The organism is Streptomyces seoulensis (genome assembly GCF_004328625.1).
Classification (GTDB): domain Bacteria; phylum Actinomycetota; class Actinomycetes; order Streptomycetales; family Streptomycetaceae; genus Streptomyces; species Streptomyces seoulensis.
Window position 1 is genome coordinate 4,600,588 of the sequence record NZ_CP032229.1, and the last position, 24,937, is coordinate 4,625,524.

Genomic DNA, 24,937 nt, shown 5'->3' on the forward strand with positions numbered 1-24,937 from the left:
ACTAGCGACGGTCCGGCATCACCCGGACCTCAAAGGAGCGAAGTGGCTAAGGTCCGGGTATACGAACTCGCCAAGGAGTTCGGTGTCGAGAGCAAGGTCGTCATGGCCAAGCTCCAAGAACTCGGTGAATTCGTCCGTTCGGCGTCTTCGACGATCGAAGCGCCTGTCGTACGCAAGCTGACCGACGCCTTCCAGGGCGGTGGCAACGGCAAGTCCGCCGGCAAGCCCGCCCCGCGCAAGGCGACCCCCAAGCCCGGCGCGCCCTCCCCGGCGCCGTCGGCACGTCCGGCCGCCCCCAAGCCGGGCGCCCCCAAGCCCGCCGCGCAGCAGCCCGCTGCCCCGGCGGCTCCCTCGGCTCCCGCGCCGGCCGCCTCCGGCCCGCGTCCGGTGCCGGGTCCCAAGCCCGCGCCGCGCCCGGCCCCGGCCGCCCCGGAGTTCACCGCTCCGCCGGCCGCCCAGGCCCCGCAGGCTCCCGCCGCGTCGCAGGGTCCCGCCACGCAGGCCCCGCGTCCCAGCGGTGCCCGTCCCGGCGCCCCCAAGCCCGGTGGCACCCGTCCGGCCGCTCCCGGCCAGGGCGGTCAGGGTCAGGGTCAGTCGGGCCGTCCCGGCCAGGGCGCCCCGCGCCCCGGTGGCCAGGGCCAGCGTCCCGGCGCCCGTCCGGCGGGTCCCCGTCCGGGCAACAACCCCTTCACGTCCGGTGGCTCCACCGGCATGGCGCGCCCGCAGGCGCCCCGTCCGCAGGGCGGTCCCCGTCCCGCAGGCGGTCCCGGTGCCCCCGGCGCCGGTCCCCGTCCGCAGGGTCCGGGCGCTCAGGGCGGCGGCCCGCGTCCGCAGGGTCCGGGCCGTCCCGGTCCCTCGCCCGCCGGCATGCCCCGCCCGCAGGGCGGCCCGCGTCCCGGCCCGGCCGGTCCGCGTCCCAACCCCGGCATGATGCCGCAGCGTCCCGCAGCGGGCCCGCGTCCCGGCGGCGGTGGCCCCGGTGGCCGCGGTCCCGGTGCCGGCGGTCGTCCCGGTGGCGGCGGCGGTCGTCCGGGCGGCGGCGGCTTCGCCGGTCGTCCGGGTGGCGGTGGCGGCGGTGGCTTCGCCGGCCGTCCCGGTGGTCCCGGTGGCGGTGGCGGCGGCTTCGCCGGCCGTCCCGGTGGTGGCGGCGGTGGCCGTCCCGGCTTCGGCGGTCGTCCCGGTGGTCCGGGTGGCCGTGGTGGCACGCAGGGCGCCTTCGGCCGTCCCGGCGGTCCCGCGCGTCGCGGTCGCAAGTCGAAGCGTCAGAGGCGCCAGGAGTACGAGGCCATGCAGGCCCCGTCGGTCGGCGGCGTGATGCTGCCTCGCGGCAACGGACAGACCGTCCGCCTGTCGCGCGGTGCGTCCCTCACCGACTTCGCGGAGAAGATCAACGCCAACCCGGCGTCGCTCGTCGCCGTGATGATGAACCTCGGCGAGATGGTCACTGCCACGCAGTCCGTCTCCGACGAGACGCTCCAGCTCCTCGCCGGCGAGATGAACTACGTCATCGAGATCGTCAGCCCGGAGGAGGAGGACCGCGAGCTGCTCGAGTCCTTCGACATCGAGTTCGGCGAGGACGAGGGTGGCGAGGAGTTCCTCGTCGCGCGTCCGCCGGTCGTGACCGTCATGGGTCACGTCGACCACGGTAAGACCCGACTGCTCGACACCATCCGCAAGACGAACGTCGTCGCGGGTGAGGCCGGCGGTATCACGCAGCACATCGGTGCGTACCAGGTCACGACCGAGGTCAACGACGAAGAGCGCAAGATCACCTTCATCGACACCCCGGGTCACGAGGCGTTCACCGCCATGCGTGCCCGTGGTGCGAAGTCGACCGACATCGCCATCCTGGTGGTCGCGGCCAACGACGGCGTCATGCCGCAGACGGTCGAGGCGCTGAACCACGCCAAGGCGGCCGACGTGCCGATCGTGGTCGCGGTCAACAAGATCGACGTCGAGGGTGCCGACCCGACCAAGGTGCGCGGTCAGCTCACCGAGTACGGTCTGGTGGCCGAGGAGTACGGCGGCGACACCATGTTCGTCGACATCTCCGCCAAGCAGGGCCTCAACATCGAGAGCCTGCTGGAGGCCGTGGTCCTGACCGCGGACGCCTCGCTCGACCTGCGGGCCAACCCGGAGCAGGACGCGCAGGGCATCGCGATCGAGTCCCACCTCGACCGCGGCCGCGGTGCCGTCGCGACCGTCCTGGTCCAGCGAGGCACCCTGCGGGTCGGCGACACCATGGTGGTCGGCGACGCGTACGGCCGTGTCCGCGCGATGCTCGACGACAAGGGCGAGAACGTGGAAGAGGCGGGTCCCTCGACCCCGGTCCTCGTCCTCGGTCTCACCAACGTCCCGGGCGCCGGCGACAACTTCCTCGTCGTCGACGAGGACCGTACGGCCCGGCAGATCGCGGAGAAGCGGGCGGCGCGCGAGCGCAACGCCAACTTCGCCCGGCGCGGTGTCCGGTTCTCCCTGGAGAACCTGGACGAGGCCCTCAAGGCCGGTCTGGTGCAGGAACTCAACCTCATCATCAAGGGCGACGCGTCCGGTTCGGTGGAGGCTCTCGAGTCCTCGCTGCTCCAGCTCGACGTCGGCGAAGAGGTCGACATCCGCATCCTGCACCGCGGTGTGGGTGCGGTCACCGAGTCCGACATCAACCTGGCGACCGGCTCCGACGCCATCGTCATCGGCTTCAACGTCCGCGCTGCGGGCCGCGCGGCGCAGATGGCGGAGCGCGAGGGTGTCGACGTCCGGTACTACTCGGTGATCTACCAGGCCATCGAGGAGATCGAGGCGGCCCTCAAGGGCATGCTCAAGCCGGAGTACGAGGAGGTCGAGCTCGGCACGGCGGAGATCCGCGAGGTCTTCAAGTCGTCCAAGCTGGGCAACATCGCCGGTGTCCTGGTCCGGTCGGGCGAGGTCAAGCGCAACACCAAGGCGCGCCTCCTCCGCGACGGCAAGGTCATCGCCGAGAACCTCAACATCTCCGGTCTGCGTCGCTTCAAGGACGACGTCACCGAGATCCGCGAAGGCTTCGAGGGTGGTATCAACCTCGGAAACTTCAACGACATCAAGGTCGACGACGTCATCGCGACGTACGAGATGCGCGAGAAGCCGCGAGCGTAACGCTGCGCTGTGCGTCGGCCGACGGGTCCTGTACCTGTCGGCCGACGCGCCGTCCCTGGGGGCTCCGCCCCCAGACCCCCGTTCAGGCATAGGCCGGGGGTCTGGGGGCGGAGCCCCCAGGTTGCGCGGAAACCCTGTCGAGCGGGCAGCTCGTACGGGGTACGGTGCTTAGACCACCGATCCCGGGCCGGCGGGTTAACCGGTTTCACATGTACGTGGGGACTCTGTCCTTCGACCTCCTCCTCGGCGACGTCCACTCGCTGAAGGAGAAGCGCTCCGTCGTCCGCCCGATCGTCGCCGAACTCCAGCGGAAGTACTCCGTGAGCGCGGCCGAGGTGGACCACATGGACCTGCACCGGCGGGCGCTCATCGGCCTCGCCACGGTGTCCGGCGACGCGGCGCACATCACCGACGTACTGGACCAGTGCGAACGGCTGGTCGCCGCCCGCCCGGAAGTGGAGCTGCTGTCCGTACGACGGCGCTTCCACGGCGACGACGACTGACCGAAGAAACGCGAAGAAACGCGAAGAACGCGAAGAAGAAAGAACGGGAGACGGACCAGTGGCCGACAACGCTCGGGCGAAAAGGCTGGCGGACCTCATCCGTGAGGTGGTGGCCCAGAAGCTGCAGCGGGGGATCAAGGACCCGCGGCTCGGCTCGCACGTCACCATCACGGACACGCGGGTCACGGGTGACCTGCGGGAGGCGACCGTCTTCTACACGGTCTACGGCGACGACGAGGAGCGGGCGGCCGTGGCCGCCGGCCTGGAGAGCGCCAAGGGCATCCTGCGCTCCGAGGTCGGCCGCGCGGCCGGGGTGAAGTTCACGCCGACGCTGACCTTCGTCGCGGACGCCCTGCCGGACACCGCCCGCAACATCGAGGACCTCCTCGACCGGGCCCGGCAGTCCGACGCCCAGGTGCGCGAGGCGTCCTCGGGCGCCGCGTACGCCGGTGGCGCGGACCCGTACCGCAAGCCGGAGTCCGACGACGAGACGGACGACGCCGCAGAATGACAGCCAAGCCCACCCCGCCCGACGGCCTTGTCATCGTGGACAAGCCGTCGGGCTTCACCTCGCACGACGTGGTCGCCAAGATGCGCGGGATCGCCCGGACCCGCCGCGTCGGCCACGCCGGCACCCTCGACCCCATGGCCACCGGGGTCCTCGTCCTCGGTCTGGAGCGCGCCACCAAGCTCCTCGGGCACCTCGCCCTGACCGAGAAGGAGTACCTGGGCACCGTCCGGCTCGGGCAGAACACCCTCACCGACGACGCCGAGGGCGAGATCTCCTCCTCCACGGACGCCTCCAAGGTGACCCGCGAGGCGATCGACGCCGGGATCGCCAAGCTCAGCGGCGACATCATGCAGGTGCCGTCCAAGGTCAGCGCCATCAAGATCGATGGCGTGCGCTCCTACAAGCGGGCCCGTGAGGGCGAGGACTTCGAGATCCCGGCCCGCCCGGTGACCGTCTCCTCCTTCACGGTGTACGACGTCCGGGACGCGGTCGCCGAGGACGGCACCCCCGTACTCGACCTCGTCGTCTCCGTGGTGTGCTCCTCCGGCACCTACATCCGCGCCCTCGCCCGCGACCTGGGCGCCGACCTGGGCGTCGGCGGCCACCTCACGGCGCTGCGCCGCACGCGGGTCGGCCCGTACAAGCTGGACTCCGCGCGGACCCTGGACCAGCTCCAGAGCGAGCTGACGGTGATGCCGGTCGCCGAGGCCGCCTCCGCCGCGTTCCCCCGCTGGGACGTGGACGCCAAGCGCGGCAGGCTGCTGCTCAACGGCGTCCGGCTGGAGATGCCCGAGGTGTACGCGGGCGCCGGTCCCGTCGCGGTGTTCGACCCCGAGGGCCGCTTCCTCGCCCTCGTCGAGGAGCAGAAGGGCAAGGCCAAGAGCCTCGCCGTCTTCGCCTGAGCGGGTCTTGTGCCCGTGGAGCGGCGGTCACGGGGTACGTGCCACATCCGCCGCTCCACGGTCCCCCCTCGGTTCCCCCACCCCTGACCTCTATCCACTCCGCACCGCGTATTCACCCGTCCGGCCGGGCGCTCGGAGTGAACCGGGGAGCGGAAGGGGGCGCTTTCTCCCCGCGCCCTGTTCCGGTGATCATCGCGCGCCTACCGTCGAGGTGAGACGCGGGTGCACGGCTGGGGAGGCAGGACCATGGCGGGAGAGGGGCCGCGAGCGGGGAGCGGCGTGGGGGACGGTACGGACGCCGTGGTGCGCATCCTCGACCTCTCCGGGCGCCCGCGCGGCGTCGGCTTCCTCGCCGACCACCGCGGCACCCTGCTCACCAGCCACGAGGCCGTCGAGGGCCTGGACCGGCTCGTGCTGCGCGCGGCCGACGACCGCACGCGCGTGGTCGACGCCGAGGCCGTCGTCCCCCTGCCCCGCCACGGCCTCGCCCTCGTCCGCACCGAGAACCTGGGCATCGCCCCGCTCCCGCTGACCGTCCGCGACCGGATCGAGGCGGGTACCTACGTACGGCTCGCCGCGGGCGGCTGGCGCGAGGCGCGGGTGCTCACCGCCGCCCCCGCCGCCTACCCGGCCGGTGGCGGCAGCCAGGTGCTGGGCGACGCGCTGGAACTCGCCCTCGGCACCGCCGCCCGCGACGCGCTCCGCCCCGGCGGCGGCACGACCGGCGGCCCCGTGCTCGACGCCCGTACCGGCGCGGTCCTCGGCGTCCTCGGCGCCACCCTGCGCTCCGCGGGCCGGGACTCCGGCTTCGCCGCCCCCGTACGCCCCGGCGGCGGGACGGACCCCGCGCTCACCGAACTGCTCGCCCGCAACGCGGCCACCGTCCCGGCCTACGGCACCGACCTCAACCTCGCCGGTGTCCTCCAGCTCTGCGCCGCCTCCGTCAGCCAGGACGGCCCGCCCGGCACCCTCACCGGGCTGCCCGGAATCGTGGAACGCCCTGCGGTGGAGCGGGAGTTGGCCGACTTCATGGCGGGCCCGCACCCCGTGCTCGCGCTCACCGGCGACCCCGGCAGCGGCCGTACGACCGAGCTGGCCGCGCTCACCGCACGGCGCCGCCGGGCTGACGCCCCGGCTCCCACGCTGTGGCTGCGCGGGGCCGACCTGCGCCCCACCGACGACTCCGTGGCCGACGCCGTCCGCCGCGCGCTGGAGCGGGCCGCGCCCGTCGCCGCCGCCTCCGGAGCGATCCGCACCGCCGACCTCGGCGACCTCGACCCCGAACCGCTCGCCGCGCTCGCCGCCCGCGAGGGACGCCCGCTGCTGCTCTGCCTCGACAATCCCGAGGAGATGCCGGCCACCCTGCTGACCGGCTGGGCCCGGGAGACCGACGCGTGGCTGCGCGCCACCGGGACCCGGCTGGTGCTGGCCTGCCGGGAGGAGTTCCGGGAACTCGTCGCCGACCGGTTCCCCGCGCGCCTGCCCCTGACCGGCCTCACCCGCCAGGAGGCCCGCACCGCCCGCTCCCGGTACGGCGTCCCCGACGGCGCCCTCACCGATGCCGACGCCCGGCACCCGCTCGCCCTGCGCCTGCTGTCCGAGCTGCCGGTCGACGCGCCCGTGCGCCCGCTGGACCGGCACGAGGTCTTCGCCGCCCACCTCGACCTGACATGCCTCCGCGTCGCCGAGCGCGTCGCCGCCGCCGACGGGCTGGACGACACCGCCGTACGGCGCCTCGCCACCCGGGTCGCCGGACAGGTGCACGAAGCCGCCCGGCGGTCCCTCGGGCACGGGCTGGGCCTGCTGGACCGGGAGGACTTCGCGGCCGTCTTCCCGCACGGGCGCGCCCCGGCCCGGCTCGGCGGCGGCACCGGGTGGGCGTCGGCCGTGCTGGACGAGGGGCTGCTCATCCGCTCCGGGGGCGGATACCGGTTCGCGCACCAGGAGTTCGCGGACTGGGTGCAGGGCACGCATCTCGACCTGGACGAGGCGCTGCACGTCCTGGTCCACCGCCCGCGCGCCGAGCGCCCGGCCGGGGTGATGCCGGTGCCGCACCACCGGATCGGGCCCGTCGTCCAGGCCCTGCTGCTCCTCGGGCGCCGCAGCGGACCCCGCCAACTCGCCTTCCGGCTGCGGGAGCTGGCCGACGCCCTCGATCTCGACCCCGGGTCCTGGTGGGCCGCCCGGCTGCTCTCCCGGACCCTGTCGCGCACCCCGGACGCGCTGCCCTATCGGGAGGAGCTGCGCTTCCTGGCCGACCGGATCGTGGCCTGGCGGCGCGCGGGGCAGGCGGTGCCGGAGGAGTTCGGGCCCGGCTTCTGGACCGCCCTCGCGCTGCCCGACGCCGAGCGGTTCGCCCTGCTGCGGCGGCTGGTGCCGGCCGACCCGGCGGTGGCCGAGGGGGCGGGGGAGCGGTACCTGGACGCGGCGGCCCGGCTGCTCGCCGCCGACCCGGCCGCGGCACAGCCGTACCTCACCCGCTGGTTCGAGGACGAGCGCCCGCTGCCCGCCACCCCGCACGCCACCGTGGCCACCGCCGCCCAGGCCCTCCTGCACACCCACCGCTACGGCGCGCTCGACCACCTCACCGAGGCCCTGATCGACAGCGGCCACCGCAGAGCCGTCGAACTCCTCGCCGTCCTCGCCGAGGACGAACCCTCAGCCGCCTGCCGCGCCGTCGTCCGCTGGGCCCGTGACGAGGACCCCGCCCGCCGGGCCACCGCCCTGGTCCTCGCCCGCCGCACCGCGCCCCACACCGGTACGGCCGCCGACCACACCCTGCTGCGCCGCGCCGCCCACGCCCTGCTGGCCCGCCCCGCCGACCGCGCCCTGCACGGTGGCGCACTGGCCCTGCTCACCGTCGACCCGGTCAGCCGCGACCAGCACCTGCCGAGGGCGCTGCGCCACTTCGCGGCCGGCGACCGCGGCCTGCCGCCCACCGCGCTCCTCCCCGCCCTGGCCACCCACCCCGACACCGTGCTCGACGCCTTCCGCGCCCGGCTGCGCGGCCCCGACCCCGCCCTCACCCTGCGCGCGCTGGCCGACGTCACCGACCCGGCGCTCGCCCGCCGTACCGCCGCCCTGGTCCGGGAGACGGTCGCGCCCCGCGCGGAGGCCGCTCCCTGCGTCGCCGAGTACGTCGACATGCGCCTCGGCCACGGACCCACCGCCCGTACCGAGCTGCTGCCGCTGCTCACCGGGCTGCTCGGCAAGGGCTTCGAGGCGGCCCGCGCCGCCCTGGCCGCCGTCCTCGTCGCCACCGGCACCCCGGCCACCACCCCGCTGCGCCGCGAACTCCTGGACCTGCTCCTCGCCCACGAACGGGACCCGGAGGTGCTGGTCGCGGTCCTGCGCGCGGCCGCCGCCCTCCTCGACGGCGACGACAGCGACGGCGCGGGGCCGGCCGTTGAGGAGGCCCGGGGGCTCGTCCACCGCACCGCCCGGCTGCTGGGCCGTAGCCCCGGGGGCGGCGAACACCGGCTGACCGGCCTGGTCCGCGAGCTGCCCGGCCTCGGCGCCCGGCTCGCCGGCTGGCTGGCGGAGGCGCCCGAGGAGTGGTCCGCCGTCGTCGGGCCCCGTGTCCGGCGCGCGATCGAGGAGCGTGCCGGGACACCCGTACCCGCGTGAGCAGGGGTTTTCGGCGTGCGCCCGGTCACAGGGGGCGTACCGATGCGGAGCCCGGTGACCCGGCATGGCACTCTTGGACCTGCACAAGAGTCAGACACGGACACGGGTTCGAGGAGCGGTCACAGTGCAGCGCTGGCGTGGCTTGGAGGACATCCCTCAGGACTGGGGGCGCAGCGTCGTCACCATCGGGTCCTACGACGGTGTCCACCGCGGCCACCAGTTGATCATCGAGCACGCAGTCGACCGCGCCCGCAAGCTGGGCGTCCCGGCCGTCGTGGTCACCTTCGACCCGCATCCCAGCGAGGTCGTGCGGCCCGGCAGCCACCCCCCGCTGCTCGCCCCGCACCCGCGCCGCTGCGAACTGATGGCGGACCTCGGGGTCGACGCGGTGCTCGTACTGCCCTTCACCACCGAGTTCTCGCAGCTCTCCCCGGCCGACTTCGTCGTCAAGGTGCTGGTCGACAAGCTGCACGCCAAGGCCGTCGTGGAGGGCCCGAACTTCCGCTTCGGGCACCGCGCGGCCGGCACGGTCGACTTCCTCGCCGAGCAGGGCCGGGTCTACGACTTCGAGGTGGAGATCGTCGATCTGTACGTCACCGGTGAGGCCGGCGGCGGCAAGCCGTTCTCGTCCACGCTGACCCGCAACCTGATCGCCGAGGGCGATGTCGCCGGGGCCCGCGAGATCCTGGGCCGCCCGCACCGGGTGGAGGGTGTGGTCGTCCGGGGCGCCCAGCGCGGCCGCGAACTCGGCTTCCCCACCGCCAACGTGGAGACCCTGCCGCACACCGCGATCCCCGCCGACGGCGTCTACGCCGGGTACCTGTACGCCCAGGGCGAGACGATGCCCGCCGCGATCTCGGTCGGCACCAACCCGCAGTTCGACGGCACCGAGCGCACGGTGGAGGCGTACGCGATCGACCGCGTCGGCCTCGACCTGTACGGGATGCACGTCGCCGTGGAGTTCCTCGCCTATGTGCGCGGCCAGGCCAAGTTCGAGTCGCTGGACGACCTGCTGGTGCAGATGGGCGCGGACGTGCAGCGGTGCCGGGAGATCGTGGCCGCGGACGCGTAGCGCTCGGTGGATGTGAAAGGGCGGCCGGTGCGCTGAGCACCGGCCGCCCTTCGTCGTGTGCGCCTACTGCTGCGGGGGCTGCGCCTGCGGCGGGCCGGGGTACGGGTACTGCTGCGCGCCGGGTTGCGGGGGGTACGGGTGACCCGGCTGCGGCTGCGGCTGCGGCTGTTGCGGCGGGTACGGGTACTGCTGCTGGCCCGGCACGAACGGCTGGGGCTGCTGCGGGTGCTGCTGCGGCGGGTACGGCTGGCCGGGAGCCTGCTGCCCCGGCATCGGCGGTGCGGCGACCGGCGGCGGGTTCCCGTCCCGGGTCCACAGCCCGTGCGCCTGCTGGTGCCGTACGAAGTCCTCCGCGACCATCGCCGCGAGCGTGAAGTACGCCTCGCGCACCTTCGGCCGCATCATGTCGAGGTTGACCTCGGCACCGGCCGACAGATGCTCGTCGAACGGCACCACGACCACTCCCCGGCAGCGCGTCTCGAAGTGCGACACTATGTCGTCGACCTTGATCATCTTGCCGGTCTCGCGGACCCCGGAGATGACGGTGATCGACCGGGAGACCAGATCGGCGTAGCCGTGCGCGGACAGCCAGTCCAGCGTGGTGCTGGCGCTGCTCGCGCCGTCCACCGAGGGCGTGGAGATGATGATGAGCTGGTCGGCGAGGTCCAGCACCCCGCGCATCGCGCTGTAGAGCAGGCCGGTGCCGGAGTCGGTAAGGATGACCGGGTACTGGCGGCCGAGCACGTCGATCGCGCGCCGGTAGTCCTCGTCGTTGAACGTGGTCGACACGGCCGGGTCCACGTCGTTGGCGATGATCTCCAGACCGGAGGGCGCCTGCGAGGTGAAGCGGCGGATGTCCATGTACGAGTGCAGATGCGGGATCGCCTGCACCAGGTCACGGATGGTCGCGCCGGTCTCCCGGCGCACCCGGCGGCCCAGCGTGCCGGCGTCCGGGTTGGCGTCGATGGCGAGGATCTTGTCCTGCCGCTCCGAGGCCAGTGTGGAACCCAGCGCGGTCGTCGTGGTCGTCTTGCCGACACCGCCCTTGAGGCTGATCACCGCTATCCGGTAGCAGGACAGCACCGGGGTACGGATCAGCTCCAGCTTGCGCTGCCGCTCCGCCTCCTCCTTCTTGCCGCCCAGCTTGAACCGGGACGCCGCCGCCGAGGGACGCCCGCTGCGCGTCTTCTGCCGCTTGTTGTTCAGCAGACGGTCGGAGGACAGCTCCACGGCCGCGGTGTAACCGAGCGGCGCGGCACCGGGGTGCGTGGGCTGCCGGTGGTCGTGCTGCACGGGCTGCGGCCATGCGGCACCGGCACGGGGGTCCACGGGCGCCTGACCCTCGGCCCCCTGCGGGAACCCGTAACCGGGCTGCGGGGCAGGGGGGTTGGGCTGCGGAGAGTCGGTCTGCTGCTGGGGGAAGCCGTAGCCGGGGGGCGGGGTGGGGACGGCCGGGGGCTGCTGCGGAGTGCCCTGCTGCGGGAAGCCGTAACCGGCGGGCGGGGCAGGGGGGTTGGGCGGCTGGGGGGAGTCGGCCTGCTGGCGGGGGAAGCCCGGGGTCGGGGCGGCCGGGGGCTGCTGGGGAGTGCCCTGCTGCGGGAAGCCGTAACCGGCGGGCGGAACAGGGGGGTTGGGCGTCTGCGGGGAGTCCGTCTGTTGCTGGGGGAAGCCGTGGCCCGGGGGCGGAGTGGTGGCTGCCGGGGGTTGCGGGAAGCCGTAACCGGCGGGCGCGGCAGGGCTGTTGGGAGGCTTCGGGGAGTCGGTCTGCTGGTGCGGGAAGGCGGGGCCGGGCGGCGGGGTGGGGGCCGTCGGCTGCTGTTGGGGCGAGCCGTAAGCGGGCTGCTGGGCTGGGGGGTTGGGCTGCGCGGGGAAGCCGTAGCCCGGCGCCGGGGGCGGCTGCGGGGCGTTCTGCTGCTGGGGCGGGAAGCCGTAACCGGGGGGCGGGGTCGGCTGGTTGGGGGCCGCCTGGTCCCACGCGGCCGGGGCGCCCTGCGGCGGGGCGGGCGGCTGCTGCGGGGGCGCGTGCGGCGGCTGACCCGGCATGGGACCGGCCTGCGCGGGCCACTGCGCCGCCGGGGCGGGCGCGGCGGGCTGGTACGACGGGGGCAGCGGGGGGACACCCTGCTGAGGGGCGGGCGGGGGAGTCCAGGCGGCGGCTTCGGAGGCGGGGGCCTCGGCGGCGGTGGGCTCGGCGGCCAGGGCGTTCTCGTGCTCGGCGTCGGCCTCCGGGGCCTCGGCCTCCTGCTCGGGCTCGTCCTCGGTGGGGTCGTCCTGGGCGGACTCCGGCTCGGCCGGGGCGTCCTCGTCCTCGGTCTCATCAGCGGCACTCGGCTCGTCGTCGCCGTCCTGGGCGGAGGCGGGGGCAGCACCGGCATCCGCGTCCGCGTCCGCGCCGACCGTACCCTCGGCGTCCTCGTCATCGGCGTCCGCCGCCCGGTCGTCGGCCGCCTCGCGCTCCGTGATCTCCCGCTTCAACGCGGCAGCTGAGAAGCGCATGGTCGCGCCCGACTCCAGATCCCCGTTCTCCGGCTCGGGTTCCGGTGCGGGCGAGGGGGTCTCCTCGGCCCGCTGCGCCTCGAATCCCGTCGGAAGCTGCGGCGGCACCGGCACCGGCACCGGAGCGCCGGCCGGCGGCGCGGGCGGAGCGGAGGGCGCGGGAGGGGCGTACGGCGCACCGGACGCCGGCGGCGCGGCCGGGAACGGCGGCACCGGAGCAGGCTCACCGGAACCGTGCGTGCCCCCACCGGCCGAACCGCCGGAGGCCGACGCGTTCTGCGTGTACCAGGCGGGCGGCGCGTAGTCGATGGTGAACTCGCCCGTGTTCTCGACGGCCGACTCCGCGTCGGGCTGGTCGTCGTCGGGTGTGGCCCAGCCCCCGCGCATACCGTCCCGATCGCTGCTCACAGTTCCTCCTGATGTGGTCGAGCACTTTCAACGCGTGCCGGGGCCGACCGGGCCGTACGACGGTCCGGTCCACCGGTGTTCCCCCCAGGGACGGCGCCCGTCCACAGGTTTCGGCATCGCGCCCGCTCCCAGCCTAATCACCACGAGCCTCACCCCGGCAGGCCCGGTTCACACCTGAAACGCTCACAACGCGAACAAAGCGGACGGGAAAGGTCGGTTCAGTCCATCCGGCGCGGGTTGCCCAGCAGCCCGACCTCCGCGTCGGTGGGCTGCGTCAGCACGTACTGCCGGTCCCGGTCGGTGCACCACAGGGTGACCCCGTCGGGCAGCCCCGGCAGCGACTCGACCTCGGTCCGCGACAGCCCCATGGTGCGCCCCAGCTCGGCCGCCTCGTCCGGCGAGACCCGCTGGATACCGGTGAGCCGCGCCTGGCGCAGCAACCGGGGCGCGACCGGGGAGAGATACGGCAGCAGCGTCACCACCGACTGCCAGGGCCCCGCCGCCACCCGCCCGCGCGGCGGCCGCATCCCGCAGTCCCGCACCACCAGCACCGGTGTGCCCGCGGACGCGCCCTGCGGAGGCACCCGGCCCACCTCGTACACCGACAGGCCGTTCTGCCCGCCGCCCATGGCGTGCACCATCTGCATCCACGCCTGCGGCCGGCCGGTCTCCACCGCGACCCGCGCCCCGGTGGCCGCCGTGCGCAGCGCCAGCACCTGCGCCGTCCACAGTCCGCCGATCAGCACCACGTCGTACGGGGTCGGCCGGTTGACGCCCAGCACCGCCGGACGCCCCTCGGTGTCCACACCGGCCACCACGCCGTCGTCGCCGATGGGCAGCGCGAGGGCGTCCAGTTCGGCGGCGGGCAGCAGGTGCCGGCCGTGCCGGGGGCCGAGCAGCCCGAACCCCTTCCGCAGCCGCTCCCCGGCCCGGCGCAACCCGCGCGGGGACGCCTCCGGAGCGGTGGTCGCCTGTGTGCTCGTCATCGCGCGCCTCCCAGCGGCAACGTGGCCAGCATGCCCGGCAGTTGCTCACGGTCCAGCCGGGCGAGCGCCGCCCCGGCGTGCCGGGCCGCGCCCTCCAGCGAGCGCCGCGCGGCCACGAGTTCGTCGTCACTGCGCCCCGTCACCCGCAGATGACCGGTCAGCGCGACCTCCTGCCGCTCCGCCCGCGCGAGCGTGAGACTGAACGTGGTGGCCAGCGCCGGGGTCGCCGTGACCAGCGCGACGAACTGCGGCAGCGTCTCGCCCCGCTCACCGCCCAGCCGGGGCCAGCGCCGTATCCAGTACGTGGTGTGCCGGCGGTTGTCGCAGCGCCAGCCGCGCCCGGACTCCTCGGTGCGCCGCTCGCGCCGCTCCCCGCGCCCGGCCTCGGCCGTGACCAGCGGGTTGGCGGAGGCGGAGGTGGCGAGCGCGCCGATCAGCTCCTCCTCGTCGAGGATGGTCGCCCGCATGCCCGCGCCCGTGAGCCGGCTCGCCAGATGGTCCGCGACCCGCGCCACGCACTTCTGCGCCCCCGCGAGCCCGCCCCCGCGCGCGGCCACCGCCTCCGCGCACAGCTCGGGGTCGAGCTTCAGCGCGATCCAGGTGATCCGGACCGCCGGAGCGCCCGTCTGCTCCTGAAGCGGCAGGTAGTTGGCGACGGCGACCGACTGCTGGGGGAGGTGCAGCGCGGGCGCGGGCTGGGTGTGCAGCACCACCTGGGCGGACTCCAGCCGGATGCCGTCGACCTCCAGCGCGTCCCGCACCAGGGCGAGGGGGAGCGGCTGGCGGTTGCGGTCCGCGCGCAGTGCCGTCGCGTCGGCCTCCACCTGGAGCACGGCGGTGAGGAACGTGCCGTCACCCACCAGACCTACCGGGCGCCGGTCGCGTCCCCCGTACGAGTAGGTCCGCAGCGCGGGCTCGCACTCGAGCGCGGGCACCAGGGCGGGCTCCGTGCCCGGCGGGACGGGGGTGTTCCGGGCGCGCTGTTGACGCGCCCTCAACGCCCGTGCGGTGACCAGCCATTCGGGGAGCGTGCGCCCCCGTCGGCGCACTACGGCCAGCAGCACCAGCGCCACCGCGACCAGCCCCGCGGGCATCAGCGCGAACGGCGAGATCATCCAGCCGACGACCAGGACGGCCACGGCCAGCTCCAGCAGTACGAGCCGTTGCAGGCGAAACGATCCGACCTGCCCACTCGTCGTACGGAAGTGGGTTCCGCCGGAGGCGGGCGGAGTCCCCGGCTCCGCCTGAGGGGCGCCCGGCTCCGGCTCGGGCGCGCGAGGAGCCCCGGCCCGCGCCCGGCCCCGCAAGCGCGACCGCGTAACGGAAGCCATCACCGAATCCCCCCGCATCACTCACAACTCACAGGTCCCGGTATCCCATTCGGGGCCCTCGAAGGCCCCGGTACCCTACCCGCGCCACCAGCACCGGCGGCCACCATGCATAGTAGAGGGCCGGTCTGACATCGCGGCGCGGGACCGGTGCCCGCCAGGGCGACAACGGGGAGAAGCAGGCACTTATGGCATCACGGCGGGATGAACTCAACGCCTACACGTTTGCGAAGAGGCGCACCCTCGCGGCCTTCCTCCAGCCGTCGCCGTCCGGGACCGAGGAAGGCGCCCCCAAGCCGCTGCGTGCCGTCGTACCGACCCTGGTCGCGGGCGCGTTGACGCTGGCCGTGTTCGGCGCCTGGGGCATGTTCCAGCCCACCGCCCCCTCCGGCTGGGACGAGCCCGGCACCCGGGTCATCGTCGGCAAGCAGTCCACCACCCGGTACGTCGTGCTCAAGACGGGCAGGACCACCCGCCTGCACCCGGTGCTGAACCTCGCCTCCGCCCGCCTGCTGATGAACGACGCCGGCTACCAGGTCATCCAGGTCAGCGACAAGATCCTCGACTCCGGCAAGCTGTCGCGCGGCCCCATCCTCGGCATCCCCTACGCCCCCGACCGGCTCCCCGCCGCCGACGACGCGGGCACCGCCAAGCGCTGGGCCGTGTGCGAACAGCCGGGCGGCAAGGGCGAGACCGTCCAGCAGGCCACCTTCGTCCTCGCCGCGCGCGACACCCCCAGGACGGACGGCGCGGGCCGCCTCCACGGCGGTGACGTGCTCTACGTCCGGACCCGCACCGGGGCCCGCTACCTCGTCGACGCCCACGGCACCGCGTACGCCCTCACCGGCACCGGGAACGACCCGCTGACCAACGCCCTCGTCGGCACCCGGCAGCCGCAGACCGTCACCAAGGAATGGCTCGCCACCCTCCACCAGGGCGCACCCATCCGCTTCCCCCGGCTCCCCGCCAACGTCGGCGCCCCCGCCGGGGTGCCCGGCCAGCTCTCCCCCCAGGAGAACCGGGTCGGAATGGTCCTGCGGACCGAGACCGGCGAGGGCACCAAGTACTACGTCGTGCTGCCCGGCAAGGTGCAGGCCGTCAGCGACTTCACCGCCTGGCTGCTCATCACCTCGCCCCAGACCGGCAGGCTGAACATGAACGGCGACGCGAGCACTGTCGGCCTCCAGGACTTCACCGCCGATCCCGCCCCGTTCGCCGAGCAGCCCGCCAACTGGCCCCAGCAGCGGGCCGGTCAGGTCAACGCCGTCGACTCCGGCTCCGGCCGCGACACCGTGTGCAGCGTGCTCCGCTCGGTCTCCGGGGACAACACCACCACCCTGAGCACCTGGGCCGGCCAGGACTACCCGGCCGAGATCACCGCCGACGGCACCAGCACCTACGTCACCCCCGGCACCGGCCTGCTCTACACCCAGAGCCAGGGCACCGCGACCACCGCGGGCGGCCTCTTCCTGGTCACCGACACCGGCCTGCGCTACGCCGTCCAGAACAACGGCGACAGCGACAGCCGCACCTCCGACATCGGCGCCCAGGCCAAGAAGTCCTCCGACGGTACCCCCGAGCCCAGCGAGGCCCAGGTCAAGCTCGGCTACGAGAACGTCCGGCCCGCCAAGGTGCCCGCCGACTGGTCCGAACTGCTCGCCAAGGGACCCCGCCTCGACACCAACGGCGCCCGCCAGCCGCAGGGTTCGTGAGCACGCACCTCCCACGCGACGACAACACGATGAGGAGCGCCGTAGGAGTGCTGCCCGCGAAGGCAACCCTGCTGACCGCCGCCGTACTGCTGACCACCCTCGGCACCGCCCCGCCCGCACCCGCCCTCCACCTGGACGGCAGCGGCGAGTGCACCTTCCCCGCCAAGACCGTCAAAGGCACCCCCTGGTCGCTCCAGCGTGTGCTGCTGGACGAGCTGTGGCGCGGCACCGACAAGGGCAAGGGCGTCCGGGTGGCCGTCATCGACACCGGCGTCGACACCAAGAACCCGCAGTTGGGACCGGCCGTCGACAAGGGCCTCGGCCGTGACTTCCTGACCAAGGGCAAGGGCGCCGACCCCACCGACGACCAGGTCGGCCACGGCACCAAGGTCGCCGGGATCATCGCGGCCCGCCCCCGCGCGGGCACCGGGTTCGTCGGGCTCGCCCCCAACGCCACCATCATCCCGATCCGGCAGAACGACGCGCGGAACAGCGGCGACTCCGACTCGATGGCCCAGGCGATCGACCACGCGGTGGCCAAGGGCGCCGGGGTCATCAACATCTCCCAGGACACCACCAAGCCGCTCTCCGGCACCTCCGCCCTCGCCGGGGCCGTCCGCCGGGCGCTCGCGCACGGGGTCGTGGTGGTCGCCTCCGCGGGCAACGACGGCCTGGACGGCAAGGTCAAGAACACCTACCCGGCAGCCTTCCCCGGTGTCCTCGCCGTCGCCTCCTCCGACCGCAACAACGAACGCGCCCCCTTCTCCCAGGCGGGCTCCTTCGTCGGCGTCGCCGCGCCCGGCGTGGACATCCTGTCCACCGTCCCCGGCGGCGGCCAGTGCACCGACAACGGCACCAGCTTCTCGGCGCCCTTCGTCGCGGGCGTCGCGGCCCTCCTCAAGGAGAAGCACCGCGACTGGAGCCCGGCCCAGATCGTCACCCGCATCGAGCAGACCGCCGAACGCTCGGTCAACGGCCACGACAACTTCGTCGGCTGGGGCGTGGTCGACCCGGTCCGGGCCGTCCAGGACTCCGACCTTGCGGCCGCACCGGCCAGCCCGACGCCCGACCCGGGTCTGTCGAAGGCTCCGGTGCCCGACGTGGCGCCCTTCTCGCTGGCCGAGTCGCCCGAGGAGCGCGACCGGCGCTACGCGACCTACGCGCTCGGCATCGCCGTCGTCCTCGTCGCGGTCATCGCGGGCACGGCCGTCGTCACGCGCGATCTGCGCCGCCGCCGGAAGCGTTGAGCGCAAGGGAGAAGGCGGGAGGAACTCGCCGTGGGGCCTCCCGCCTTCTCTCTGGCGCCCTACTCGGAAGCGGCCTTGCGCTCCTCCTCGGCCTCCTCGATGGCGATGAGGCCGCCGTTGCGCTCGGTGGGCGTCAGGTCGAACTCCCCGTCGCGGGCGCCGAGCACGAAGGCGTGCCACTCGGCGGCGGTGTAGCGCAGCACCGTCTCGGGTTCGAGCGAGGACCGCATGGCCACGGCTCCGTCGGGGAGATGGGCGATCTCCACCCGCTCCTCGTGCTCCTCGGCGCCGGGCGCGCAGTGCCAGGCGACGCCGGAGATGTCGAGGGCATACAGCTCGTCGCGCTCACGGTCCTTGCGCGCCTTCATCTCCTCAGCCGTCTCCGTCATGACGAGGCGACCCCTTTCCCACGTTTGAACGCTGTGTGCCGACAGTAGCCGTCACGGTACCGGTAGCCGGAACTCCCTTATGTTGACTTTGCAGTTGGAAGGGCCAGGAGGAATGACTAGAGTGGTTCCGGGTGCCACGACTGTGGTACCGCACGGGGGCGGTGCGACGCTGCGGCCACGCGGCGCGTGAACACGCAGCAGGGCTTGCCCGCCAGGAGGGCCGGGACGTTTGTTCCGGCGGACCCGTCGCGGTGGTGAAGGTCACCGTCGCAGCAAGAGGAGGGCAAGAACGTATGGCTTCGGGCGTTGACCTCAGCGCACACGCGCTCACCGGACTCGCGAACGACATCAGGGACTTCCACCACACGGTGAGCGAGCGCGTGACGTCCCTCAACCGGGTCGTCGACATGATCCAGGCCGGCTGGAAGGGCGCGGCGGGCAAGGAGTTCGACACCGTCCAGCAGGGTGTGAACAAGAACCTCAGGAAGCTCCAGGACGACCTCGTCGACCTGGAGGAGGCGATGCGGGCGAGCGTCGGCGGCTTCACCGACCAGGAGCAGGAGCGGATCTCCGACATCCGCAAGGTCGACAACTCCTACGAGGTCAAGAGCCGCATCACGGACCTCGCCTGATTTCCCGGCCGCACCCACGAGGGAGAAACGCATCATGAGCCACTCCGCAGACCGCACCGCAGTCAATTACGACACCGTCACCCAGGCCGCCAGCGACGTCCGCAACACGGCCAAGAACCTGTCCGAACAGCTCGAGACCCTCATGCGCCGCGTGAAGGCCGTCGCCGAGACCTGGGAGGGCGAGGCGAAGGTCGCCTACGCCGACATCCAGCGCGACAGCAGCGAGCAGATGGACCAGATGACCCACAAGCTCGCCCGCATCGCCAAGCTCCTCGACGACTCCGTCGTCGGCTACCAGGACACCGACCAGGGCAACGCGGCCCGCTTCCGCATGCTGATGGGCTGAACCGGGTTCGGTGAGGGGGCGCCACGCACGTGCGTGGCGCCCCTTCGCCGTTCCACTCGAACGAGCTACCTCAGCGGGGCCCGTAGACCCCGGAGACGGCCTTCGGCGCCCCCGCCGTTAGCCCGGTCCCCTGACATCCGAGCTGCTGGGCCACGCTCTGGGCGGCAGCGTTGGCGACGATCATCTGATTGTCAGCGGCTTCCTTGCCCGAGAGCTTGACCTTGCTCTCGCGCTCCAGCCGGGCGTTGACAATGATGTTCTTCTTCGGGTTCGCCATTCGGCAGTGGAAGTAGATCGAGGCCACTCGCTCTTCGGACGCCGCCGAGGCTCCCGTCCGGTAGTACGTCGACGTCTTCTCGGACTCGGAGTTCGCCTTCAGGATGACCATGGCCTCCCGGAAATAGATGGTGACGAACTGGTCCCCACCAGGCCGTCAGTCATTCACGGCGTCCTGCGTGCTGCCCAGGCGGACACCGAGGAGATGATCGAACGCGACCATGCTCGATTTTTCCTTACTTGGAATGCTTGTCGCTTTCCTCGATGTAAAGATGGGTCTTGAGGGTTTCCGTATAGTTCTTGTGCGTCCACACCGCGTCCTGCAAGAGGTTTTGGAGACGCGCACAAGCACCGAGCAGCGCCTCCGCCTGAGAACGTCACGAGTTCCACGCGAAGGACAACGCGGAGCCGGTCTTGAACCCGTTGTCGGTCAACTATGTCGAAGCGGTGCCAGTGGTGGCGCTGACGTGGAAGGCATCCGCTCGAGGTGGTGGCGAAGTGACGGTGCAGTCGGAGACACCCCCGCCCGCGTCGCACGCTGACACATGATTGAGCTGCATGCAGCTCTGCTGCCAGGCCACGGCGATGTTACGCGCCTGACTCCACATCGCGTCGAATGAAATGAAGTGTTTCTAGTCTTTCTTGAGCGGCAGGTACTTCATTGTTGCCGGGTCGGGGAACTTGATGTCGTTCTCGCATTTGAGTAGCTTCGCTACCTTCAGGGAGGAGCGGAATAGGGGGCGGAAGCGCGCTTCACTGCTCAAATCGAAGTCATTATGAAAAGTGCCGGTGACGGTGAGTGGGTGCAGCCTGTCCTTGGATGTGCACTCGAAGTAGACGTCGGCACCGCCTGCCTCGATCGTGGCTTGCATGCCATTCCCCAGCTTGTACGCTTTATAAGCACCGAAGCTACGGTTCTCATCCTCGGGGAATAGGGTTCTCATGCCTGGAGTGAACTTTATGGACAGAGCCCCCGCGTCGGAGTCGGGGGAATCCTTGTCATCCAGGATGCATGCGTAAGCTGCGTGATCCTCATTCAACATTGTCTTTACCGCAGAGGCGTGCGACCACGTTCCGCTAGCGACATGCAGATCATTGAAGTCATCGCTCTTCCGTGCTTCGTTGATCAACCCGTCGTCGAATACGCCCTCGCACGCATTTTTCAGTGCTGCCTCGCCGTGAGGTTTTTCGTTCCCGCCGCATCCTGCGCAGAGAACTACGACTAGTGCCGCACCTGCCGCGCGCAAACTGTATCGGCTCATCGGCTGCCTCCGTGCGTACGCTGCTGCCCGTTGGCGCCGCGGTCGTATGCGTTCAATACTTCTTCCGTCATGTCTTTTCCGTCATGCTGCTGCATGTAGAGCAGTGCAGGTTTCGTAGCCCGTAGAGTGCCGAGTTCGCTGAAACGCTGGGCCGTCATTCGGTTCTTGTCAGAAAGGTCCGCCTCCTTTTCCTTCGTCTCCCTGTCGATCTCTACCCCCCATTGAGTTTCCGCAGCACTGGCTGCTCCTTCGACCAAAGTGGGAACAACGAATGCTGCCGCTGCCGAGACCGCCGGCCCACCCACGGGGAGCAGGACGAGGCCAGTCGCCAGCCCTACTCCCTGACTGACGCCGAACTTCTTCCACTCCGCTGACTCGCCGAGCTTGTCGTTGATCTTTTCGGTAGCATCCTTGAACTGCTTGTCGACAGCCGAGATGCGTGCCTCGTCCAGCACGCCGTGAACGTAGCCACCGTTCATGATGACCTTCTGCGCATCTTCTGGCGCATCTCGATAGGCTTCCATGCCGCCCAGTGTGAATGCCTGCTGGGCGGACGAAAGAATCTTGTAGCCGTCCTCCTCTCGTGCGACGTTGTAAAGGAAGTTATTCGCGGTCGTGCTACGGAGATTGAGGTGATCGGTGCCGTCGTGGTGGAACAGTCGGTCGCGACCAAGAACTGAGCCTCGTCCGCCCTCGTCCATCGCAGACCAATTCAGGTCGTCCATGTAGCCGGCTCCCATGCGAGCCAGGCTGTCGCTGAGTCCAGGCTTGTGCTCGAGAAGATCGCTCTTCTCGCCAACAGAGCGCGCCACTTGCTCCATGATGTTCACTGTTTTGGCGTCCCTGTGCAGGGTTCCGTCCGAAGCGTCGTACGGAGTTCCCAGGGTCGCTGCTTCCAGGGCGTGCCCGAGTTCGTCGTACCCGTAACCCGCCTGATCCTTGGCAAAGGGATTGCCGTTAATCCATTCACGCTTCTCAAGCAGGTACTGCAGGTCGGGATCGACCTTCGTTTTGGCGTCCCACTCCTTCGAATAGAAAAGATCCTTCGCGGCGTCCGGGTTATGCCCCAGCGCCTCCATGTACCCCGCCATCGGGTCGACGCCCTGGTCGTTCTTGGAGTCGAAGTTGAGGTAGGGGGAAGGGTCGCCCTCGGCTCGCCACAGTTCGTTCGGCTTGTCGTCTTTGTGGGACTTTTCGTAGGCGATGAGTTTGTGGCCGTAGTCGTTGAGGAATTCGCGGTCGTAGGAGCCGTAGCGCATGAGGCTGCTCATGACCTGGAAGCCGAAGGGGCCCTTCTGGGTCGTGCCGCGGGCCATGTCGAGGTAGTCGATCTGGTGGGAGCCCTGGGCGAGGACGTCGCGTTTCCAGTGGTCCATGGCCGGGCTGTCGACGTGGGACGCGGTGGCGAGGGTGAAGCTCAGGGACTTCTGGATGTCGGCGGACGCCTTCGTCTGGGCATCGCCCGTCTGCACCCGGTCGGCGATCCGCGTCCAGAGTTCGAGCGTTCCCTTGCCGCCGAGGTGGGTGGCGAACTTCTCGGCGAAGTACGGATCGCCCTCGTGCTGGCTGAGCAGGGTGTTGATACGCCGCAGCTCGGCCGGATCGAGGGATTCCAGCGCGGACGCCATCCCCAGCTTGCTCCGCTTGCCGGTCAGCTTCTCCAGTTCCCGCAGGTCCCGGTCCGCCTGCTCGCGCCCCTTCTTGGCCGCGGCGATGCTGTCGTAGCTGTTCGGGTTGAAGCCCTTGCCACGGCCGTTGCGGTCCTGAGTGAGCGCCCAGTGCAACGTCTCGTCGGCCTCCGTTGCGGTGTCCAGCGCGGAGCGGATACCGCTGCGGTACGCCTGGAGCGACTCCTGGTAGCCCTTGTTCAGCGCGGCCAGGTTCTCGGTCGGGGTGTCCGCAGGCGGGTCGAAGTACACCTCACCGGACGGCTTGATCGAGAGGTACTTGTCGCTCTCGATGTCATGCGTGAGGTTCTTCAGCTTCCTCTGCGCGCCGGCGAGAACCTCGTGGGCGTCGTCCAGCAGCTTGTAGACGTCCTGCGCCTCGTCCGCCGCGGCGGTGATCTGCTTGCCGACGTACCGCACCTTGCCGAGCGCGGCGGTGGCGCCCGCGCCCTTCCAGTCCGAGCCCTCCAGGTCCTTCTCCACGGTGTTGGAGTACTGGGTGTGGACCTTCTTGAAGCCCTCGGGCAGCTTGCGCCACTTGTTCACCGCCTCGGACAACTCGGTGAAGTCGGCGTGGAGAAGGGTGTGATAGTCCAGCATGTGATCCCCGTTCGTGCCCGTTACTTCAGGCGTTCCCTGCTGTGGCGGGCCTTTTCCTGCTGCTCGCGCGCGGCGTACTCATTGGCGCTGGTGCGGAGGGCGCCGGCGACATCGTTCTTCAGCAGGTTCTCCACGTAGTCGACCTGGCCGCGCCACCTGGTCATGAACGTGGTGAACGCCGGGCCCGACTTGAAGCCCTTCAAACTGCCGGCCACCTGACCGGTCTCCTTGCTCGCGGCGTCGTCCGTCTTCACGAACTCGGTGCGGGCGGTGTCCGCGCTCTTCGCCCGGTGACGGAGGAAGCCGGCGTCCGCGACGAGCTTCTTGCCGTCCCCTCCCTCGCCCGGGTCCGTGGGGACGTGGTTCAACCGCATGCTGCTGTGCTGTCTGGCGGCCGCCGTGGTGCGCGCCTGACCCCACATCTCATCGAACGACATGTACGTCTTCTCTCTGCGCGGACGAGACGACTGAGGCGGTCGGTGACACCGGCCCGCTCACTGCCTCTGCTCCGGGTGGTGCTGCGGGTCCGCCGGGGGGTGGTTGTACGGGCCCTGGGCCGGGACGTACGGGGGATAGGCGGGAGGGGGCGGTGTCGCGGACGAGCGGCGGCGGGAGCGGAGTATGCCGGCGGTGACCACCGCGCCGATCAGCAGCGCGGCCGCTACGCCTACGCCGGTCCAGAGGAGGGCGTTTCCACCGTCACTCGACTTCGGCGCCGCCTTCTCGTGCTTGGCGGGAGCCGTGGGCTTGGGTGCCTCGGGGGAGGGGGACTTGGCGGCTGCTGCGGCCAGGTCGGGGAGGGGGTAGACGTCGGCTGGGCCGGGGTCCACGGGCTCGGTGAACGCGCGCCGGGGGCGTATAGCGCCGTAGCCGAGGAGGTCGGTCCTGTTCTCGCCGTTCGCGGGCTTGGCCAGCGTGCCCAGCATGACGCGCAGGACCTGGTTGTTGGTCCAGTCGGGGTGAGCCGACCATATGAGAGCGGCAGAGGCTGAGGCGATCGCGGTGGCGTCACTAGTACCTCGCGACTCGCAGAGCCGAGTCGCGGAAGTACAGGCGTGGAACATGTCCACGCCCGGAGCGACTATGTCGACCTCGGGTCCCCTTTGGGAAAACGCAGCCACCTTGACATCCCGATCCACCGCTCCGACTCCGACCACGCCAGGGGTTGAAGCCGGGTAAGAAGGCAGATTCTCCTTGTCGCCCCTGTTGCCGACCCCCGCGAAGAGCAGCTTCCCCTTGGACAAGGCGTATCGGACGGCAGCGGCCAGTTCGGGAGTGCCGACGTCGTGGCGATCACGTGAGTCGCTCAGCGCCAACGACATGTTGATGATCTGTGCCTTGGAGTCGGCGGCGTAGCGGATCGCCTGTGTCAACTTCTTCGAGTACTCCGTATTGGCATCCATCCGACCGACTACTTCTTGGCTGTCCAGCATCCGGATGGGCAGGATCTTTGCTCCCGGCGCGAGCCCGTACGAGGCGTTTGCCCCTCCGCGTGCTCCCGTGGCCGCGATTATCGCGGCCATCGACGTGCCGTGGCCCACGACGTCGGTGTGCTCGTCGCCGCGCAACGAGGAGAAGTCCTTCCCGTCCAGGACCTGGCCCTTGAGATCGGCGAGTGACCCGTCGACTCCGGAGTCAATGAGGGCAACCGTCATTCCGCGCCCTGTACTCGACTTCCAGATCTCGGGTGCGCGCATGGCATCGAGGTACCACTGCTGCGCCCGGATGGACTCCGCCTGCGCGGGACCTGTCGAGAGACCGACGAGTAGCAGGCCGAGAGCGGCCGCCGCCGTGGAGGTGACTCGACGGCGCTGCATGCCTCTGGTACGCATGTGCCTTCCTGG

The 24,937-nt window shown here is 71.4% G+C and carries 19 protein-coding genes; 10 read left to right on the forward strand and 9 right to left on the reverse strand.

The window, feature by feature from the left end:
* The first annotated feature begins 42 nt into the window (after positions 1 to 42).
* The 6 genes from infB to D0Z67_RS21500 all read left to right on the forward strand — a co-directional run bounded on the left by infB (position 43) and on the right by D0Z67_RS21500 (position 9,744).
* A complete protein-coding gene (gene infB / locus D0Z67_RS21475; RefSeq protein WP_078873650.1) occupies positions 43 to 3,129 on the forward strand; it encodes a translation initiation factor IF-2 in 3,087 nt (1,028 codons plus the stop codon).
* 209 nt (positions 3,130 to 3,338) lie between these two features.
* Positions 3,339 to 3,632 (forward strand): DUF503 domain-containing protein, encoded by a 294-nt coding sequence (locus D0Z67_RS21480; protein WP_031183496.1) that lies wholly within the window; start codon positions 3,339 to 3,341, stop codon positions 3,630 to 3,632.
* 58 nt (positions 3,633 to 3,690) lie between these two features.
* Positions 3,691 to 4,143, forward strand: a complete 453-nt coding sequence (rbfA, locus tag D0Z67_RS21485; protein ID WP_031183495.1) for a 30S ribosome-binding factor RbfA — start codon at positions 3,691 to 3,693, stop codon at positions 4,141 to 4,143.
* On the forward strand, positions 4,140 to 5,045 hold the full coding sequence (gene truB / locus D0Z67_RS21490) for a tRNA pseudouridine(55) synthase TruB (RefSeq protein WP_031183494.1): 906 nt from the start codon (positions 4,140 to 4,142) through the stop codon (positions 5,043 to 5,045). Before rbfA ends, truB begins: the two co-directional genes overlap by 4 nt.
* Positions 5,046 to 5,291: 246 nt before the next feature.
* Complete coding sequence (locus D0Z67_RS21495; protein ID WP_031183493.1) at positions 5,292 to 8,672, forward strand: trypsin-like peptidase domain-containing protein; 3,381 nt, start codon at positions 5,292 to 5,294, stop codon at positions 8,670 to 8,672.
* Between the two features lie 124 nt (positions 8,673 to 8,796).
* Complete coding sequence (locus D0Z67_RS21500) at positions 8,797 to 9,744, forward strand: bifunctional riboflavin kinase/FAD synthetase (protein ID WP_031183492.1); 948 nt, start codon at positions 8,797 to 8,799, stop codon at positions 9,742 to 9,744.
* 63 nt (positions 9,745 to 9,807) lie between these two features.
* Here D0Z67_RS21500 and D0Z67_RS21505 read toward each other — a convergent pair whose 3' ends face one another.
* From D0Z67_RS21505 to eccE, 3 genes are all read right to left on the reverse strand, one after another.
* Positions 9,808 to 12,648 (reverse strand): SCO5717 family growth-regulating ATPase, encoded by a 2,841-nt coding sequence (locus D0Z67_RS21505; RefSeq protein WP_031183491.1) that lies wholly within the window; start codon positions 12,646 to 12,648, stop codon positions 9,808 to 9,810.
* A 218-nt stretch (positions 12,649 to 12,866) separates the two neighbouring features.
* The gene (locus D0Z67_RS21510) at positions 12,867 to 13,634 is read right to left on the reverse strand and encodes a hypothetical protein (protein WP_031183490.1); all 768 of its coding nucleotides are present in this window, start codon (positions 13,632 to 13,634) and stop codon (positions 12,867 to 12,869) included.
* Complete coding sequence (gene eccE / locus D0Z67_RS21515) at positions 13,631 to 14,965, reverse strand: type VII secretion protein EccE (RefSeq protein ID WP_078873648.1); 1,335 nt, start codon at positions 14,963 to 14,965, stop codon at positions 13,631 to 13,633. Before eccE ends, D0Z67_RS21510 begins: the two co-directional genes overlap by 4 nt.
* A gap of 185 nt (positions 14,966 to 15,150) precedes the next feature.
* Here eccE and eccB point away from each other — a divergent pair, with 185 nt between their 5' ends.
* Both eccB and mycP (D0Z67_RS21525) read left to right on the forward strand, forming a co-directional pair.
* On the forward strand, positions 15,151 to 16,674 hold the full coding sequence (gene eccB, locus D0Z67_RS21520) for a type VII secretion protein EccB (protein ID WP_031183488.1): 1,524 nt from the start codon (positions 15,151 to 15,153) through the stop codon (positions 16,672 to 16,674).
* Between the two features lie 29 nt (positions 16,675 to 16,703).
* Entirely contained in the window at positions 16,704 to 17,921 is a 1,218-nt protein-coding gene (gene mycP, locus D0Z67_RS21525) for a type VII secretion-associated serine protease mycosin (RefSeq protein ID WP_031183487.1), read from the forward strand.
* A gap of 59 nt (positions 17,922 to 17,980) precedes the next feature.
* Here the strand turns inward: mycP (D0Z67_RS21525) and D0Z67_RS21530 are convergent, their stop codons facing one another.
* On the reverse strand, positions 17,981 to 18,310 hold the full coding sequence (locus D0Z67_RS21530) for a DUF397 domain-containing protein (RefSeq protein WP_031183486.1): 330 nt from the start codon (positions 18,308 to 18,310) through the stop codon (positions 17,981 to 17,983).
* Between the two features lie 293 nt (positions 18,311 to 18,603).
* Between D0Z67_RS21530 and D0Z67_RS21535 the strand changes: the two genes are divergently transcribed.
* Positions 18,604 to 18,942, forward strand: a complete 339-nt coding sequence (locus D0Z67_RS21535; RefSeq protein ID WP_031183485.1) for a WXG100 family type VII secretion target — start codon at positions 18,604 to 18,606, stop codon at positions 18,940 to 18,942.
* 34 nt (positions 18,943 to 18,976) lie between these two features.
* The gene (locus D0Z67_RS21540; protein ID WP_031183484.1) at positions 18,977 to 19,288 is read left to right on the forward strand and encodes a WXG100 family type VII secretion target; all 312 of its coding nucleotides are present in this window, start codon (positions 18,977 to 18,979) and stop codon (positions 19,286 to 19,288) included.
* A 70-nt stretch (positions 19,289 to 19,358) separates the two neighbouring features.
* Here the strand turns inward: D0Z67_RS21540 and D0Z67_RS21545 are convergent, their stop codons facing one another.
* From D0Z67_RS21545 to mycP (D0Z67_RS21565), 5 genes are all read right to left on the reverse strand, one after another.
* Positions 19,359 to 19,676: a hypothetical protein gene (locus D0Z67_RS21545; RefSeq protein ID WP_031183483.1), complete on the reverse strand. Its 318-nt coding sequence runs from the start codon at positions 19,674 to 19,676 to the stop codon at positions 19,359 to 19,361.
* A gap of 520 nt (positions 19,677 to 20,196) precedes the next feature.
* A complete protein-coding gene (locus D0Z67_RS21550) occupies positions 20,197 to 20,826 on the reverse strand; it encodes a hypothetical protein (RefSeq protein ID WP_131589683.1) in 630 nt (209 codons plus the stop codon).
* The gene (locus tag D0Z67_RS21555; RefSeq protein WP_031183481.1) at positions 20,823 to 23,093 is read right to left on the reverse strand and encodes a DUF6571 family protein; all 2,271 of its coding nucleotides are present in this window, start codon (positions 23,091 to 23,093) and stop codon (positions 20,823 to 20,825) included. Before D0Z67_RS21555 ends, D0Z67_RS21550 begins: the two co-directional genes overlap by 4 nt.
* Positions 23,094 to 23,113: 20 nt before the next feature.
* Complete coding sequence (locus tag D0Z67_RS21560) at positions 23,114 to 23,530, reverse strand: hypothetical protein (protein WP_031183480.1); 417 nt, start codon at positions 23,528 to 23,530, stop codon at positions 23,114 to 23,116.
* A gap of 57 nt (positions 23,531 to 23,587) precedes the next feature.
* Positions 23,588 to 24,925, reverse strand: a complete 1,338-nt coding sequence (gene mycP / locus D0Z67_RS21565) for a type VII secretion-associated serine protease mycosin (RefSeq protein WP_037776020.1) — start codon at positions 24,923 to 24,925, stop codon at positions 23,588 to 23,590.
* Positions 24,926 to 24,937: the final 12 nt, after the last annotated feature.

Coding starts and splice junctions, on each gene's coding strand:
- D0Z67_RS21510 (WP_031183490.1), bottom strand. CDS start 13,634: ATGACGAGCACACAGGCGACCACCGCTCCGGAGGCGTCCCCGCGCGGG.
- D0Z67_RS21535 (WP_031183485.1), top strand. CDS start 18,604: ATGGCTTCGGGCGTTGACCTCAGCGCACACGCGCTCACCGGACTCGCG.
- truB (WP_031183494.1), top strand. CDS start 4,140: ATGACAGCCAAGCCCACCCCGCCCGACGGCCTTGTCATCGTGGACAAG.
- mycP (WP_031183487.1), top strand. CDS start 16,704: ATGAGGAGCGCCGTAGGAGTGCTGCCCGCGAAGGCAACCCTGCTGACC.
- D0Z67_RS21540 (WP_031183484.1), top strand. CDS start 18,977: ATGAGCCACTCCGCAGACCGCACCGCAGTCAATTACGACACCGTCACC.
- D0Z67_RS21530 (WP_031183486.1), bottom strand. CDS start 18,310: ATGACGGAGACGGCTGAGGAGATGAAGGCGCGCAAGGACCGTGAGCGC.
- eccE (WP_078873648.1), bottom strand. CDS start 14,965: ATGGCTTCCGTTACGCGGTCGCGCTTGCGGGGCCGGGCGCGGGCCGGG.
- mycP (WP_037776020.1), bottom strand. CDS start 24,925: ATGCGTACCAGAGGCATGCAGCGCCGTCGAGTCACCTCCACGGCGGCG.
- D0Z67_RS21495 (WP_031183493.1), top strand. CDS start 5,292: ATGGCGGGAGAGGGGCCGCGAGCGGGGAGCGGCGTGGGGGACGGTACG.
- eccB (WP_031183488.1), top strand. CDS start 15,151: ATGGCATCACGGCGGGATGAACTCAACGCCTACACGTTTGCGAAGAGG.
- D0Z67_RS21480 (WP_031183496.1), top strand. CDS start 3,339: ATGTACGTGGGGACTCTGTCCTTCGACCTCCTCCTCGGCGACGTCCAC.
- D0Z67_RS21560 (WP_031183480.1), bottom strand. CDS start 23,530: ATGTCGTTCGATGAGATGTGGGGTCAGGCGCGCACCACGGCGGCCGCC.
- D0Z67_RS21555 (WP_031183481.1), bottom strand. CDS start 23,093: ATGCTGGACTATCACACCCTTCTCCACGCCGACTTCACCGAGTTGTCC.
- D0Z67_RS21545 (WP_031183483.1), bottom strand. CDS start 19,676: ATGGTCATCCTGAAGGCGAACTCCGAGTCCGAGAAGACGTCGACGTAC.
- D0Z67_RS21550 (WP_131589683.1), bottom strand. CDS start 20,826: ATGAGCCGATACAGTTTGCGCGCGGCAGGTGCGGCACTAGTCGTAGTT.